Source organism: Actinoplanes sp. NPDC051861, assembly GCF_040681145.1.
In the GTDB taxonomy this organism is placed as follows: Bacteria; Actinomycetota; Actinomycetes; order Mycobacteriales; family Micromonosporaceae; genus Actinoplanes.
The window spans coordinates 76,540-91,118 of sequence record NZ_JBFAYE010000008.1; the positions used below are offsets into that span (position 1 = coordinate 76,540).

17 protein-coding genes are annotated in these 14,579 nt (G+C 70.7%); 6 read left to right on the plus strand and 11 right to left on the minus strand.

Annotated elements, in window-relative coordinates; all coding sequences use genetic code 11:
- The first annotated feature begins 1 nt into the window (after window position 1).
- Both AB0M02_RS22560 and AB0M02_RS22565 read left to right on the plus strand, forming a co-directional pair.
- Complete coding sequence (locus tag AB0M02_RS22560; protein ID WP_364229658.1) at window positions 2-427, plus strand: hypothetical protein; 426 nt, start codon at window positions 2-4, stop codon at window positions 425-427.
- Window positions 428-1,165, plus strand: a complete 738-nt coding sequence (locus AB0M02_RS22565) for an aminoglycoside phosphotransferase (protein WP_364229660.1) — start codon at window positions 428-430, stop codon at window positions 1,163-1,165.
- On the opposite strand, the gene AB0M02_RS22570 is transcribed toward AB0M02_RS22565, so the two are convergent.
- From AB0M02_RS22570 to AB0M02_RS22605, 8 genes are all read right to left on the minus strand, one after another.
- The gene (locus tag AB0M02_RS22570) at window positions 1,130-2,020 is read right to left on the minus strand and encodes an alpha/beta hydrolase (RefSeq protein ID WP_364229662.1); all 891 of its coding nucleotides are present in this window, start codon (window positions 2,018-2,020) and stop codon (window positions 1,130-1,132) included. The genes AB0M02_RS22565 and AB0M02_RS22570 overlap by 36 nt on opposite strands.
- Before the next feature lie 10 nt (window positions 2,021-2,030).
- Window positions 2,031-2,342: a hypothetical protein gene (locus AB0M02_RS22575; protein ID WP_364229664.1), complete on the minus strand. Its 312-nt coding sequence runs from the start codon at window positions 2,340-2,342 to the stop codon at window positions 2,031-2,033.
- A 51-nt stretch (window positions 2,343-2,393) separates the two neighbouring features.
- A complete protein-coding gene (locus AB0M02_RS22580) occupies window positions 2,394-3,200 on the minus strand; it encodes an alpha/beta hydrolase (RefSeq protein WP_364229666.1) in 807 nt (268 codons plus the stop codon).
- 148 nt (window positions 3,201-3,348) lie between these two features.
- Window positions 3,349-3,942: a phosphoesterase PA-phosphatase gene (locus tag AB0M02_RS22585; RefSeq protein ID WP_364229668.1), complete on the minus strand. Its 594-nt coding sequence runs from the start codon at window positions 3,940-3,942 to the stop codon at window positions 3,349-3,351.
- The gene (locus tag AB0M02_RS22590) at window positions 3,926-5,122 is read right to left on the minus strand and encodes an MAB_1171c family putative transporter (protein ID WP_364229670.1); all 1,197 of its coding nucleotides are present in this window, start codon (window positions 5,120-5,122) and stop codon (window positions 3,926-3,928) included. Before AB0M02_RS22590 ends, AB0M02_RS22585 begins: the two co-directional genes overlap by 17 nt.
- 28 nt (window positions 5,123-5,150) lie before the next feature.
- Entirely contained in the window at window positions 5,151-5,684 is a 534-nt protein-coding gene (locus AB0M02_RS22595; protein ID WP_364229672.1) for a hypothetical protein, read from the minus strand.
- Between the two features lies 1 nt (window position 5,685).
- Entirely contained in the window at window positions 5,686-6,138 is a 453-nt protein-coding gene (locus AB0M02_RS22600; RefSeq protein WP_364229674.1) for a helix-turn-helix transcriptional regulator, read from the minus strand.
- Window positions 6,139-6,423: 285 nt separating this feature from the next.
- Window positions 6,424-7,230 carry a hypothetical protein gene (locus AB0M02_RS22605; protein ID WP_364229676.1) on the minus strand — a complete coding sequence of 269 codons (807 nt, stop codon included), beginning with the start codon at window positions 7,228-7,230 and terminating at the stop codon, window positions 6,424-6,426.
- A gap of 41 nt (window positions 7,231-7,271) precedes the next feature.
- Here AB0M02_RS22605 and AB0M02_RS22610 point away from each other — a divergent pair, with 41 nt between their 5' ends.
- The 3 genes from AB0M02_RS22610 to AB0M02_RS22620 are packed head-to-tail and all read left to right on the plus strand — an operon-like array spanning window position 7,272 to window position 9,393.
- Window positions 7,272-7,979, plus strand: a complete 708-nt coding sequence (locus AB0M02_RS22610) for a GntR family transcriptional regulator (protein ID WP_364229678.1) — start codon at window positions 7,272-7,274, stop codon at window positions 7,977-7,979.
- On the plus strand, window positions 7,976-8,803 hold the full coding sequence (locus AB0M02_RS22615) for a sterol desaturase family protein (RefSeq protein ID WP_364229680.1): 828 nt from the start codon (window positions 7,976-7,978) through the stop codon (window positions 8,801-8,803). The genes AB0M02_RS22610 and AB0M02_RS22615 overlap by 4 nt, the downstream gene beginning before the upstream one ends.
- Window positions 8,800-9,393 carry a lysoplasmalogenase family protein gene (locus AB0M02_RS22620; RefSeq protein WP_364229682.1) on the plus strand — a complete coding sequence of 198 codons (594 nt, stop codon included), beginning with the start codon at window positions 8,800-8,802 and terminating at the stop codon, window positions 9,391-9,393. Before AB0M02_RS22615 ends, AB0M02_RS22620 begins: the two co-directional genes overlap by 4 nt.
- On the opposite strand, the gene AB0M02_RS22625 is transcribed toward AB0M02_RS22620, so the two are convergent.
- The 3 genes from AB0M02_RS22625 to AB0M02_RS22635 form a co-directional block, all read right to left on the minus strand.
- The gene (locus AB0M02_RS22625; protein ID WP_364229684.1) at window positions 9,366-9,740 is read right to left on the minus strand and encodes a type II toxin-antitoxin system VapC family toxin; all 375 of its coding nucleotides are present in this window, start codon (window positions 9,738-9,740) and stop codon (window positions 9,366-9,368) included. The two genes, AB0M02_RS22620 and AB0M02_RS22625, sit on opposite strands and share 28 nt — an antisense overlap.
- On the minus strand, window positions 9,737-9,991 hold the full coding sequence (locus AB0M02_RS22630) for a type II toxin-antitoxin system prevent-host-death family antitoxin (RefSeq protein WP_364229686.1): 255 nt from the start codon (window positions 9,989-9,991) through the stop codon (window positions 9,737-9,739). The genes AB0M02_RS22625 and AB0M02_RS22630 overlap by 4 nt, the downstream gene beginning before the upstream one ends.
- Window positions 9,992-10,081: 90 nt before the next feature.
- Window positions 10,082-11,275 carry a S8 family peptidase gene (locus AB0M02_RS22635; RefSeq protein ID WP_364229687.1) on the minus strand — a complete coding sequence of 398 codons (1,194 nt, stop codon included), beginning with the start codon at window positions 11,273-11,275 and terminating at the stop codon, window positions 10,082-10,084.
- Window positions 11,276-11,388: 113 nt separating this feature from the next.
- Here AB0M02_RS22635 and AB0M02_RS22640 point away from each other — a divergent pair, with 113 nt between their 5' ends.
- The gene (locus AB0M02_RS22640) at window positions 11,389-14,370 is read left to right on the plus strand and encodes a DUF4132 domain-containing protein (RefSeq protein WP_364229689.1); all 2,982 of its coding nucleotides are present in this window, start codon (window positions 11,389-11,391) and stop codon (window positions 14,368-14,370) included.
- Window positions 14,371-14,579 lie beyond the last annotated feature (209 nt).

Here is a 14,579-nt window from a genome sequence, read left to right on the forward strand (position 1 = left end):
CATGCCGTTCTACCAACCCGGGCACTTCGAGAGTCGCGCGCGCGTCGCGCTTCCGCTTCTCGGTGTCGTTCTGACCGTCAGCTTCCTGCTCGTCGGGCTCTTCGACGACCTCGAGCCCAGCCCGCCGGACGGTGAACTGGTCGACGCCACCGTCTACACCGTGGTGCCGGACTCGCTCGGCCGTCCGTACTACGTCGCGGTCCGGGCCGTCACCTCGAAGGGCGCGGTGAGCTGCAGCCTGGGCAAGACCTCGTTCCCCGACGGCGTCCTGCCCCCGCTGAACGCGCGGATCCCCCTCGACTGGACCCCGGAGTACTGCACCCGCTACGACCCGGCCGACCAGCTCCCGCGCTGGTTCTTCTTCACGGTGGCGGGCATCGCCGGAACACTCACCGGCAGCTGGCTGTACCGAAAGCTGAGCCGCTAGATGCCGGGATGGGGAGCACTCGCGAGCTGGGGTGACGACGCCGCCCGCATCGAGCCGCTCAGCGGAGGCGTCGCGAACGACGTCTGGAGCGTGCGCGTCGGCGGCCGTCTTGCCGTCGGGCGGCTGGGCAGCCGGAGCGACGCTGATCTCGCCTGGGAGACCGCGCTCCTCCAGCACCTCGACCGTGCCGGGCTGGCCGTGCCGGTGCCCGTCGCCACCACCGACGGCCGGCTGTTCGTGGACGGTCTGGTGGTGATGACCTACGTGGAGGGTGGGCCGCCCGAGACGCCGGACGACTGGCGTCGCGCCGCCGAGGCGCTGCGGGAGGTGCATCGGTTGACGCGGGGGTGGCCGCAGCGGCCCGGCTGGCGGTCGTCCACCGATCTCCTGCACGCGGAGCGCGGGACGCGGGTCGACCTCACTGCGATGCCCGCCGAGGGTGTCGCGCGCTGCCGGGCGGCGTGGGCTCGGCTCGCCGGACGCCAGACGTGTGTCGTGCACGGCGACTCCAACAACCTCGGCAACGTCCGGGTGACCACGGAGCGGGTCGCGCTGATCGACTGGGACGAGGCGCACGTCGATGTGCCCGATCTCGATCTCGTGCTGCCGGGCAACGCCGCCGGGCTCGACGACCGCGCGTATGACATCGCCGCCCAGGCGTCGGCCGCGTGGGAGGCCGCCGTCTGCTGGGACGACGACTATTCAGTGCGGCGGCTCGCCGAGGTCAGGGCGCTCTAGGGACAGGATCGCGCCGGCGAAGGCCGCGGGTGCCTCCTGAGGAAGGTTGTGGCCGGCGTCGATCAGGCGGTGTTCATGGGCGGCAGCGAACATGGGCGCGTGGTCGGCGGTGCCGCCCGGCTTCAAAGTGTCGGTGGCGCCGTCCAGGGTCACCGCCGGCACCGTGATGACCGGGCGGGCGGCGAGGCGGGCCTCGAGGTCGTCATGGGCCGGATCGCCCGGGACCTGGCCCAGCGCGTGCCGATAGGCGTGGATGACGACGTCGACGAAGTCGGGATTGTCGAAGGACACGGCGGTCCGGGTGAACGTCGCCTCGTCGAAGTCCCAACGCGGTGACCACTGCCGCCACAGCATCCGGCACAGATCACGGCGATGGTCGGCCAGGGTCTCGCGGCCGCGTTCCGTCTGGAACAGGTGCTGGTACCACACGGCGTGCTCGACGAGCGGGCCGAACGTGTGGCGCTGGCGCGAGATGTCGATGATGTCGTAGCCGGCCATCGACACCAGTCCACCCACCCGCTCCGGCCACAGTGCGGCGGCGACGCAGGAGGCCAGGCCGCCCCAGTCGTAGCCGGCCACTATCGGCTGGTCGAGGCGCAGGGCGTCGATCAGAGCGATCAGGTCGGAGCCGAGGGCGGCCTGCTGCCCGCTGCGAAGCGTGGCGGTGGAGCGGAACCGGGTGGGGCCGAAGCCGCGAAGGTACGGGCGGATCACGCGGGCGCCGTGTGCCGTCAGCGCCGGGACGACCTCGTCGAAGGCGTGCACGTCGTAGGGGAAGCCGTGTGAGAGGACGACCGGCCAGCCGTCCGCCGGGCCGTGCTGGAGGTAGGCGACCGACAGTACGCCGGCCTTCACCGTGTCCACGTCAGCGGCGGCCGGCCACCTCGAGCTGCCAGTGCTCGGGCAGCCGGGTGCCGCAGGAGTCCAGGTAGTGGGCGTCCACCACCCGCACCGTGTCGCCGGTCGGCAGGGTGATGCGGGATCCGGGTGGGGCGACGGTGTCCGGTGGGCAGAAGACGGTGCGGTCGGTGACCAGGCAGGGGCCGACCTGAACCGGTCCGTTCCCGGTCTCCACCTGCACGGCGCAGGGCTCGGTCGCGTGCAACAGCGAGAATTCCAGCCAGTTCACGTCGTCGTTCTCCCGGTCGGCGATTCCGTCTGGGTCCTGTCCTCCCAAGGACATTTCCCACCGGCGGCCCGCCAAACCGGCCGGGCCACCGGCCGGTGATCATCCCAGGTTCTTGCTGGTGGTTGTCCAGCGTGAGTCGGTGCAGAGTCCACATGCCGGACCAGCGAACAGGGCACGGGACACCGAATCGCCCTTGAGCTGCCATTTCAGCCAGGCCGCGCCGACCCTTCCGTACTCGCCGCCGGCGGGCTGGGCGAACGTGCCGTAGTGCCCGACCGGCAGGTGCCCCATGAAGGCCGGGAGCCCGGACGGCAGGCGGCCGTAGTCGTCGACCGCGTTGGGGTAAGCGATGTCGTCCGGCCCGCCCGTGATGTACGCGACCGGGCCGTGCAGCCGCGCCAGCCGGTAGTTCTCCCGATCGCTGAGCAGTCCGCTGTTCCAGATGACGGTCGTGTCGACGCGGCTGTCCGCACTGGCCTCGACGGCCTCGATGCCGCCGCAGGACTGTCCCATGACGGCGACGCGGCCGGTGTCGATCCTTCCGCGGTACCTGCTGCCGACCCGGCTGTTCTCGGCTATCGCCCAATCGATGGCGTCGGTCAGCATGTCCGCGTCGGTGCTGCCGGTGCCGCCGGGCCGCCCGTTCGCGATGACCAGGAAGCCGTGCGAGGCGAACTCGGTGAGGATGTTCTGGAACCAGGTGCCGTCGGCCCGGCAGGCGCCGTTGCCCCAGACCACGATCGGCAGGAGCTCGGACGGCAGGGTGTTCGGGCGATAGATCGTGTGGTTGTAGAGGCGGACGGTGGTCTCGTAACCGGCCGGATAGGGCCCGGCGGCGCTCGCGGGCGCGGAGTGGATCACGGTGGCGGCGAGGACGGCCGCGACGATCAGCGAAAGGCGTCTCATGACAGAGACGGTCGTCGATGTCAGCCGGGAGGGGATCGGCGAAATCGCCGGGCAATAAAGGCGCCGCTGCGAATTCCACGGGGGAAGAACTCGCAACGGCGTTGACAGAACGTTATCGGACGACGACCGCTACGTCCAGTCATGATCCTCAGCGGAGTGCGGGAAAAAGCAAACCGGTGGCGCACGCGCCGACCACGGCGCCGGCGAGGACCTGGGCGGCGGTGTGGTCGCCGAGGCGTACGCGGGACCAGCCGACGGCCGCGGCGAGGGCCCAGGTGAAGACGAGCCACCAGCCGAGGACGACCGTGAAGGTGACCGCGGTGCCGGCCGCGACCAGGCCGTGGATGGAGATCTTCCAGCGCAGGAGCAGGGTGATCGGGGTGGCCACGACCAGGGCGGCGGCCATGCAGGCGATCAGGGCGAGCAGGTCGCGGGGTGCTCCGGCGGCGTACAGGGCGAGGGTGCCGGAGGCGGTGGAGCCGAGGCAGACCAGCAGCGGCAGGGTGCGCTGGGACCGTACTCCGACGTGCCGGTCGGTCCAGGCGCCGCGGCGCACGCCGTGCAGGATGTACGCGATCGGCAGGAAACTGGCGGCGGCGGCCGCGATGACACCCCAGACCAGCGCGGTCAGCGGGGAGTCGGCGGCGTGCCAGGCAACCGAGATCAGAACGGTGGCGACGAGCACAGCGGGCGAGAGAACCTCGGTGAGCAACCGGGCCAGGCGATCAGTGAGCGTGGTCATGGGCCTTCTGCTGTGCGAGGGCGGCGGGGAACAGGCGGGACACGGCGGCGAGGTGGCGGACACTGGCGTCGATGTCGGGCTCGTCCATGAAACCCGGTGCGGCAGCGGGGCTCGGTGGACGGCGGGACGCTTCCGGCGTACGCATGATGTAGTCGACCATGGCAGCGATGCTGGCGGCGTCTCCCGCAGCTCGCGCCTCCGCTGCTGATCGTCCTGCGGCGGCAGCCGCGCGGGCGGCCTCCTCGCCCGCGGCCGGATCCAGATATCCGTCGTGCCGGCGCAGTCCGTCGAGAATCTCGATGACCCGGCGATAGGTCTCCACGCCCAGAGTGGACAGCGGCGGACGGCGCCGCGGCGGGGTGAGGTTCGCGGTGCTGTCCAGGTCGTAGAGGGCCCGCCACAGCGGATGCATGGCGCGGTAGAGGCGGTACTGACCGGGCCACTGCCGGACCGCGACGGCGGCCTTCGCGGCCGACGGGATCACCAGGCCGGCGCTGACCAGGACGATGCCGAGCAGGATGAGGACGGTCGAGACGGGACCCTCCGGCCACGGTTTCGGGCCGCCGAGCGAGACCAGCAGGATGAAACCGGCCTTGTGCACCACGTAGATCAGGCCGACCAGCGCGCCCGCGGTGAGCACGCGCAGACCGGTCCGCAGCGCCGAGGCGGGCAGCTGCCGCGAGTAACGGATCGACATCCGCATGATGTCGATCATCGCCAGGGCCAGGTAGGCGAGGAAGCTGACCATGTACTCGCGCATCCAGGGCGCGCCGGCGTAGCGGTCGGCGAAATTCTGCGGATCCTCCACGTCGAAGCCGGCCACCAGGAAGACGCCACCCATGATCACCGCGATGGCAGCCAGGAGCAGCCAGCGGTGAGCGGTCCGCTTGCGCGCCGTCCGGGGATCGCTCAGATGCAGAAAGAGCGACTGTACGGCGGCCGCCGCCACAAGCGCGCAGAGGTGCATCAGGTACCGCGCCAGGTTCGGCACACCGCTGAGCTGCCCAATGGCGTGATAGACGGGTCCCCAGGAGACGACCTCGGCCACACCGAGGCTGGCCAGCACGCCGCACGTGGCGCGCAGAGCCGGGTTGCCCGGGTCGCGCAGCAGCTGGCGGCTCTTCGGGATCAGGGCGAGGAACGCGATCAGCGCGGCCAGCAGCGGGCCGTTTCCGGTCATCGGCGGCACCGGCCGGTGCCGTTGCTGTTCACTTCCAGCTCCGGTCGGCGGCCAGGGCGGAGCTGACCCGGTCCAGCGCGGCGGTGCGCTCGTCGGCGGCGTCGCTGGGCCGGGGCACCGGTGAGCGGCGCGCCGCGAACTGGCTGATCACGCTCGCCAGCCCCTCGGCCTCGCGCTCCTGCTCGTCGGGGTAGCGGCTGGTGCGCCCGAGGACCCGCTCGACCATGGCCGGGTCGAGGAACTCGAAGGACAGGTCGGTGGCGTCCAGGCTGAGCCGTCCGGTGTGGTCGCAGAGCATGTGTGCCAGCTCGTGCAGCAGGATGTGCTCGCGCAGCACGGCCGGGGCGCGCTCGTCGACCACGACGTAGTCGGCCTTGGCGGTGGCCATCCACAGCCCGCACGGCGCGACGGCCTCACTGGTGTCCATCGGCAGGATGTGCAGCGGCCGGCCGCGCTTGGCGGCGATGTGCTCGCCGAAGGAACGCGCGTCGAACGGCACCGGGATGGTGATGTCGAGCTCGCGCAGCATCTGCTCGTAGCGCCGGACCTCGCGGGCGCGCACCTCAGTCCAGGCCCTCGATCTCGCGCACCTGGTCCAGCATCGCCGAGACGAGCTTGAGGTGCGAGGGGGACAGCCCCCGGGCCTTGAGCGCGACCACACGGACGCCGGGATCGTTCATCGCGTCGTCGGCGGCCTGCATCCGCTCCTTGATCCGTACGGCGGCGCGCAGCTGGTCGAGCTCGCGGGCCACCTGACCCGGGTCACCCTCGCCGAGCAGGAACGCGGCGGGCACCCCGAAGAACTGTGCGAGCGCTCGCACCTGCTGGACGCCCGGGTTCTCCCGCTCGCCGGTGCAGATGTAGTTGATGTACGCGGCGGAGATGTCGAAGTCCTGATCCCGCTTGATCGCCTCGGCCACCTCACGCACCGAGTAGCGCGGCTTGCCGGCCGGCCGCACCGTCTCGAAGAGATAGTTCAGCCGGTCGCGCATGCTGTCCAATGAGCGCTCGCTCAACGCCGCCCCTTCCGGTGTCAACTCATGCACCGGTTGGTTGACAGCAGTCCGGCGATCATGCGTATGCTCATCATCGCTGTCAACCGATCGGATGCGCACGAAGCGTACCGGACACCATCAGTTGACATTGATCTGTGGTTCCTCGGTGTCCACCGGGGAGGTACGGCGTGCCGGTCTCACAACACGGGGACGAGGGACAGCGCTGCGCCCGCGGTGCCATGCCCTCGGAGAGCCCAGCCCGCTGAAACCTCTCCGGTGGAGGACGGCACCCGGACCGCCGGTCGTTCATCCCTCGATGCGGCCCGGTCCCAAGGCCCGCACCAGTTCGTCGATCAATGCCGGGTCCTCCTCCAGCATCCGCTTGATGCTTTCGCCGACCTGCTCCGTGCTCACCGCGTCCAGGTCGTCAGCGCCGGCGTTGTGCCGCATTCTCGCTTGCACCTCGAGAAACAGTTGGCCGTCCTCGCTGAGCAGCTGGGCCATCAAGGCTGCGACAAAGCGTTCCCGCGCATCCACCTCGCTCGTCCCGGTACTGAAGCTCTCCAGCGCGGCAACCAGTTCTCGCGACGGTTCCTCGCCCACAGTCGCCGTGACCCGGATCGGGCCCGCCTCCGGCGCCGGCTCAACGGCCATCGCACGTTTCCGCGATACGAATTTCCACGTCGACCGCATGGCCGGGAGCGCCTGGTTGTTCCACGCCGTCTTCACCGCCGGCAGCGCCTGCTGCGTCAACCATCGCTCGACGTGCGGCGCGGCCGCCACGGCGGCCCTCATGGTGGCTTCCAGAGCCAGCGCCTTGACCAGGTCCTTCAACTCCGAGGAGCCCTTGCCCGGCCCTGCCGGCGCGGTGCTGTCCCCGTCCGGAATGAACGTGCCGTGGTCGACGAGCTTCCCGTCTGTGTTGTACAGATTCCTACGAACGCCAGCCGCGCTCACCCTATTGGGCAGGGCGTTCGCCCCGACGCGGACCGCGCCGATGACGGGGTTCAGCGGCAGGTGGAGCCGTTGAGGGTGATCAGTTCGGGCGAGGGATTGGGGCCGCCCGGGTGTGGTGGCGTTGAAGCCGAGCCAGAGACGGGCGGACTGGTCCAACCAGTTGACGGGATGATGGGTGGGCAGGCATGCTCCCGGGCATGACTTTCGATCCGCTGTCGCGGGAATCGCTGTCGGACCAGGTGTTCGGGCGGCTTCGGGATGCTGTGGTGGCCGGGCGCTATGCCGCCGGTGAGGCGTTGCCGAGCGAGCGGGAGCTCGCCTCCGCGTTCGGGGTCAACCGGCACGCGATTCGGGAGGCATTGCGGCGGCTGCAGCAGCTCGGGCTGGTCAGGGTCAGTCAGGGTGGTGCCACCAGGGTTCAGGACTGGCGGGCCACCGCCGGGCTGGACCTGGCGATGGCGCTCACCGAGGCCGGCGATGTCCTACCGGTCGACACGCTGGCGCGCGACGTGCTGGAGATGCGGGCCTGCATCGGCGCCGACGCCGCGCGGCTCTGCGCCGAGCGGGCCACGCCGCAGGCTCGGGTGGCCATCGCCGAGGCCGTCGAGGCCTATGCGCGGGCGGTCCCCGACCTGGGCGCGATGGGCGCGGCCGACCTGGCCCTGTGGCGGCGGATCGTCGAGGGGTCCGGCAACATCGCCTACCTGCTGGCGTTCAACAGTCTCACCGCCGGATCGCTCGCCGTCGGTCATGTCCCGCCGCACCGGCGGACCGCGGAGCTGCTCGACGTCGGGGCGCACCGCCGCCTGTCCGAGCTGATCGCCGCCGGTGACGCCGCCGGTGCCGAAAGTGCCGCTCGCGCCCTGCTGTCCGCCGCCGTCGTCGCTCGGGAGGTCAACCGGTGATACCCGCCGTTCTCTACGCCGTTCCCGCGTTTCTGCTGCTCATCGTTCTGGAGTTCGTGTCGCTGAAGGTGCTGCCGGACGACGAGGAGAAGGGTTACGAGGCGCGCGACACCGCCACCAGCCTCACCATGGGCCTCGGCAGCCAGGTGATCGGCGTGCCGTGGAAGCTGTTCACCGCGGTCGCCTTCGCCGGGCTGTACGTGCTGAGCCCGATCAAGCTCGACCCGCACGACTGGTGGGTGTGGGTGCTGCTGTTCTTCGCCGACGACCTCGCCTACTACTGGTTCCACCGGCTGCACCACGAGGTGCGGGTGCTCTGGGCCGGCCACGTCGTGCACCACTCCAGCCAGTTCTTCAACCTGTCCACGGCGCTGCGGCAGAGCTGGACGCCGATGACGTCGCTGCCGTTCTGGCTCGGGCTCGCGGCGCTCGGGTTCCCGCCGTGGATGATCTTCCTGCAGCAGTCGATCAGCCTGGCGTACCAGTTCTTCCTGCACACCGAGCGCGTCGACAGGTTGCCGCGGCCGGTCGAGTGGTTCTTCAACACGCCGTCGCACCACCGGGTGCACCACGGTTCCAACGATCCCTATCTGGACCGCAACTACGGCGGCATCCTGATCATCTGGGACCGGCTGTTCGGCAGTTTCGAGCCCGAGGGTGAGCGGGTGAAGTACGGCCTGACCAGCAACATCGAGACGTACAACCCGTTGCGGGTGGCGACACACGAGTACGCGGCCATCTGGCGTGACGTGCGCTCGGCCCGTTCGTGGCGGAACCGGGCCGGTTACCTGTTCGGCCGTCCAGGCTGGAACCCCGCCGCATGACGCTGTTCCTCGCCGTCGCGCTGGCCGAGATCGTGGCGGTCGCGGCGGACTGGACGGTGGTGCAGTGGATCGCGAAGCCGTTGCTGGCGCCGCTGCTCATCTGGTACCTCGTGCGCCACGGGCGGCGGGACCTGGTGGTCGTGGCGCTGTGCTTCGCGACGGCCGGTGACATCGCGCTGCTGGTGCCGGGGCAGATGGCGTTCCTGACCGGGATGCTGTTCTTTCTCGGCACGCAGGTGTGCCTGATCGCGGCCTTCCCCAGGCCGTCGGCGAGGGCGTGTGCCGCCTACGGGACGCTCTGGGTTGTTGCCAACGCAGTGCTCTGGTCGGAATTGGGCGCTTTGCGCGTACCCGTGCTGGTTTATAGCCTGGCGCTGACCGCCATGGCCGCGTCAGCCGCAGGGGTTTCCCGTCGCGTCGCCGCCGGCGGCGCCCTCTTCCTCGTCTCCGACCTGCTGATCGGCGTGGGTGCAGCCGGATTGCGCCTGCCCGCGCACGACGTCCTGGTGATGACCACCTACGTGGCCGCACTCGCCCTGATAACCACGGGCTGGGTGCGCGTTCACACCTTGAGCAGATCCACGTCGTAGAGCGCGATCGCCGAATCGCGGGATGCCAGCGTCAGCCCTTCGGTGATCGCCTGCGCCACCAGCATCCGATCGAAGGGGTCACGATGGTGCGGCGGAAGGCGGCCAGCGGCGAGCGCGTGGGCGTGAGTCACCGGCAGCGGGCGAAAGCCCATGTCCCGAATTCGCTCGGTGAGGTCGGGCGGGCCGGTCAGCTTTCCCGCCGCCTGCTTGATGGTGATCTCCCACAGGCTCACCGGAGACAGATGGACGTCCGGGTCGTGGCGCAGCCGGTCGAGAAAGTCGGCGGCCAGGGTGCGCTCGCCAGCGATGGCCCACAGGGCGACGTGGGTGTCGAGCAGGAGGGTCATTCGCCGATGCCGAAGTCGGCCGCGATCTCGGCGTTGGTCTCCGGCGAGTCCCAGCCCTCGCTGAGGTCCACCTGCCCGGCGAGCGAACCGATGGCGGTGCGATTGACCCTGTGCAGCAACGGGACAACCCGCGCGACAGGGGTGCCGGCGCGGTCGATGATGACCTCTTCGCCGAGCTCCACCCGCTCGATGATGCGCGACAGGTGTGTCTTGGCGTCGTGAATGTTGAAGTGCACTGCGTCCGCCGGCATGACACCTCCTAGGTTAGCTAAGAGGTTAGTCCGTTCGGCGTCGCCATGACAGCCGGCAGGCGGCTCGGTGTGGCCGCCTGCCGGAAGCGGTCAGAAGGCGCCGGTGTAGAGCAGCCGGTTCGGTGAGCCGGACCCCGGGCTCGTCACCACGCCCGTGGTCGCGTTGTTGACGACGGCCGTCTGGACCTGGGCCGGCGTCGCACCCGTGTTGTTCGCCAGATAGAGCGCCGCCGCCCCCGCCACGTGCGGCGCCGCCATCGACGTTCCGCTGATCGTGTTCGTGGCGGTGTTGTTCGTGTACCACGCCGACGTGATGCTGATGCCCGGCGCGAAGACGTCGACGCACGTTCCCCGGTTTGCCCAGGACGGCTTGGCGTCGCTGCTGTTGGTGGCCGAGACGGTGATCGCCTGGGTGACGCGGGCCGGGGACTGCGTGCAGGCGTCCAGCGCGAAGATGCCGAACAGCCCGTTGCCGGCGGCGATCGCGTAGGTCACGCCGGAGGTGATCGAGTTGCGGACCGCGTTGTCCAGGGCGGTGTCGGCGCTGCCACCGAGGCTCATGTTCGCCACGGCGGGTTTCGCCGCGTTCGCCGTCACCCAGTCGATGCCGGCCGCGACCTGGGCGGTGGTGCCGCTGCCGTCGCAGTTGAGCACGCGCACGGCCACGAGTTGCACGCCCTTGGCCACGCCGTAGGAGGTGCCGCCGACCGTACCCGCCACGTGCGTGCCGTGACCGTTGCAGTCGTCCGCCGCGCCGCCGTCGATCGCGTCGAAGCCGCTCGTCGCGCGCCCGCCGAAGTCCTGATGGGAGGTTCGTATCCCGGTGTCGATGATGTAGGCGTGCACGTTCGACGCGGTCGTGTTGTAGGTGTACGCCTGGTTGAGCGGCCGGTTGCGCTGGTCGATGCGGTCCAGGCCGTAGGAGGGCGGGTTGGTCTGCGTGTCCGAGATCCGGTGGATCACGTTGGGCTGCACGAACGCGACGTCCGGATCCGCCGCCAGCTGCCGCGCCTTGCGCGCCGTCATGGTCGCCGCAAAACCGTTCAAAGCTTTGGTGTACGCGTGGAGCACGCGCGTTTCGTGCCGCCCGGCCACCGTGCGGGCCGTCTTGCCGCTCTTGAGCACCACGATGTAGCTGTCCGGCACCACCTCGGCTCCCGGCACCGCCTGCACGGCCGCTTCCGGTGGTGCCGCCTGGGCACCGGTCGCCAGCCCGAAGACGGCCAGGACGATCGCCCCGGCGCCCGCTGCTGCTCTTGTTCCTAGGCCGATGGTCGTTCTCACCAGAACCTCCCCGACGTTGGGTGTTCGTGCAACCACGTGGAGTGAAGCTAGCAGTCTGATCGAAAGCTGTGAATGGGTCTTTTCTGTCGCACCCGTGGTCTAGCCTTCGCGGCGTGCTGAAGGATCAGGACTCCTGGGAACTGCCCGCACCGTGGCGCGAGGGACTGCACCACCGCCGAGGGAGCCGGTTCACGCCGGACCCGATTCCCCCCGGCACCACCGAGCGATTGCGGGAGCGACTGGCGTCCGAGTCCGTCGGCAAGGGCGTGACCCGGTTGCTGGAGCGGACCGTCCTGTTCGACACCACGCTGCTCGCCGACGGGCAGCGCTACGTCGCCGAGTGGGAGCGGGCCGGCGAGCCCGAGCCGCGCACCGCCTCCGTGGCCAATCAGGTCACCCGGGGCCGGGCCGCGGCCGAGTTCGTCGACGTGTGGGTCTCCCGCTTCGGCGTCGAGTTCACCACCCACGTCGTCACCGCACTCGTCGACCTCGTCGTCACCGGGGCACTCTGGGTCTACGACCCGGAGGCGGAGAAGGACTACGAACGGTCGTGGCGCGGCGACGACCTGACCAGCTTCTCGCGGGTGCTGCGCGCGTTCCGTCCCCGTCTCGCCACCGCCTCCGACGCGGACTACGAGCGGGCCACCGAGATCCTGGCCGCCGCCCGCACCACACCCGCCGGCCGCATCGTCGCCTCCTACCTGGTGCCGACCCGCGCCGACTGGGTCGACGCGGACTGCGCGCAGGCCGCGACGTGGGTCCGCGACGAGTCCGGCGGCGAGAACTTCTCCTGGGGCGACCACCGCTACCTGACCGGGCTGCTGCTCGTCTCCGCAAGCACGGTCGAGCACCTCGCTCAGCTCGAGGGCAACGTGCGCCTGCACGGCCTGAGCTACGAAAAGGTCGGCGAGGTCGGCACGATCCTGGACGCGGTCGGCCCCGAGGCGGCACACGTGCTCGCCGAGCCGTTCTGGTTGGACGAACTGCGTCTCAAGGACGAGGCGTGGCGCAACCGGGAGCGGCTCAGGCCCGAGGCGGTCAAGCTTCTGGCCACGGTGCCGACGGACGAGGCGTTCCGCACGGTGTGCCGGCACACGGTCGAGAGCGCCCGCAGCCGGGCCGGGCTGCTGCTGAAATCCGGGCTGCTCACCCGCTTCCCGGAGCGTGCCCTGCGCATCCTCACCGAGTTGGAGGGCGTGCATCCGCTCTACACCGACCTGCTCGGTGGTCTCCTGCTCGGCGAGCCGCGACTTCTCCCGGCGGTGGCGGCGTCGCTTCCTCCCGCGGTGCGCGCGCGGGCCGAGGAGATCGTGGCGAGCGGTGGCGCGGGCCTGGGCGAGGGGTGGGCGGGCCTGCTGACTCGATCCGGGCTGAGATGGCAGCCGGCGGGCAGCCCGCGGCCGGTCTGGCAGGAGCTGGACTCGGCGGACGAGCAGAAGCGTGCGGTCACCGCGCTCGCCGGGGTGGCGCTCGATCTGGTGGTGGACCGGATCGACCAGAAGTACTTCCGGGCGGCCTTCCTGACCGCCGCCAAGCGTGATCCGGAACGGGCCTTCCGGGTGCTGACCGCCAAGGCCACCGAGTCCGAGGTGGCCGCCGAACTACTCCGCGACCACGTCCTGATGTATTCGCCGCCATCTGTGCCGGACATTTCCGTTTCATCGGATAGATCGGTGACGTTGCCGGTGCTGGCGGGGCCGCCGCGCGGGGTGAGCGGGCGGGCTCTGCGGGTGCCCGATCTGCCGGAGTGGCTGGTTCTGCTCCGGCTGCCCGCGGTCCGGCTGCGCGACAGCGACGACGTGCTCTCAGCGGACGCGGTGCGCGCCCTCTGCGTGCTGCTCGCCGTCTCGAAGGCCGGTGAGCCCAACCCCGGTGTCGCCGAGGTGCGCGCCGGGTGCGAGCCGGCCGGCCTCGCCGCGTTCGCGTGGGGCATCCTCGAGCAGTGGCAGGCGGCGGGCCACCCGTCCCGGAGCAACCTCGCCATGGTGGCGCTGGCCCTGCTCGGGGACGACTCGACCGTGCCGCCGCTCGTCGGGCTGTTTCCTTCCTGGGCGTCGGCCGCCATGCGCGTGCGCACGGGGATGGACGTGCTCGCCGCGATCGGCACCGACCTGGCCCTCACCCACCTGAGCCGCCTGTCCCGCAAGGCGCGGACCGAGGGGTTCCGGCGGTTCGCCCGGGAACGGCTGACCGCCGTGGCCGAGGCCCGCGGGCTCGCGATCGCGCAGCTGGACGACCGGATCGTGCCGGACCTGGGCTTCGGCGACGACGGGCGGGTGGAGTTCGACTACGGGCCCCGCCGGTTCACGGTGACGCTCGACGAGCATCTCCAGCCGCTGCTCGCCGACCAGACCGGCAAGCGCCTCAGCCGGCTCTCCCGGAACGCGGCCGCACCGGACCAGGCGCCCTACGAGCGGTTCGCGGAACTGCGCAAGGACCTGAAGACCCTCGGTCGGGAGCGCACCCGCGCCCTCGAGGAGGCCATGGTCATGGAACGCCGCTGGACCGCCGCCGAGTTCGAGCGACATTTCGTACGCCACCCGCTCATGTGGCAGCTCACCCGGCGCCTGCTGTGGGCCACGTTCGACTCCGGCGGCACCGTCACCGCCACCTTCCGCGCCGCCGAGGACCGCACCTTCGCCGACGTGGACGACAAGACCTGGACCCTCGACCCGGACGCCGTGGTCGGCCTGGCCCACCCGTGGCACTTCACCGGCGAGCGCTCCGCGTGGGCCGAGCTGTTCGCCGACTACGCCGTGATCCAGCCGTTCCCGCAGATCGGCCGCGAACTCCTCACCGAGTCCGACGCACCACCCCCGCCCGGCACCTCGGTGGCCGGCAAACGCCTGTTCGCCCTGAGCGCGCTCGGCTGGGACTTCACCAGCGGCCACAACTCCCTGGTCCGCTACTGGCCGGACGGCCACAGCGCCGAGATCGTCTTCGGCCCCGGCTACCACTGGCAGGAGACCGACCTCCCCCAGGAACTGCACAGCCTGCTGATCCGCACCCGCGACGGCTCACCGGCCGAGCTGGGCGCGCTCAGCCCGATCGCCCGCTCGGAGGTGCTGCGGGACCTGCTGTTCCTGGTCAGCTGAGGGGCGGTGCCGCTTCGCGTCGGGCGGTGCTGCTTCGTGCTGGGCGGTGCTGCTTCGCGCCGGGCGGTGCCGCTTCGCGCCGGGCGGCGCCGCTTCGCGCCGGGCGGTGCCGCTTCGCGCCTGGCGGTGCCGCTTCGCGTGGGCCGGACTGCTCCCCGGGGCCGGACTGCTCCCCGCGGGCCGGGCCGCTCCCCGCGGGCCGGGCCGCT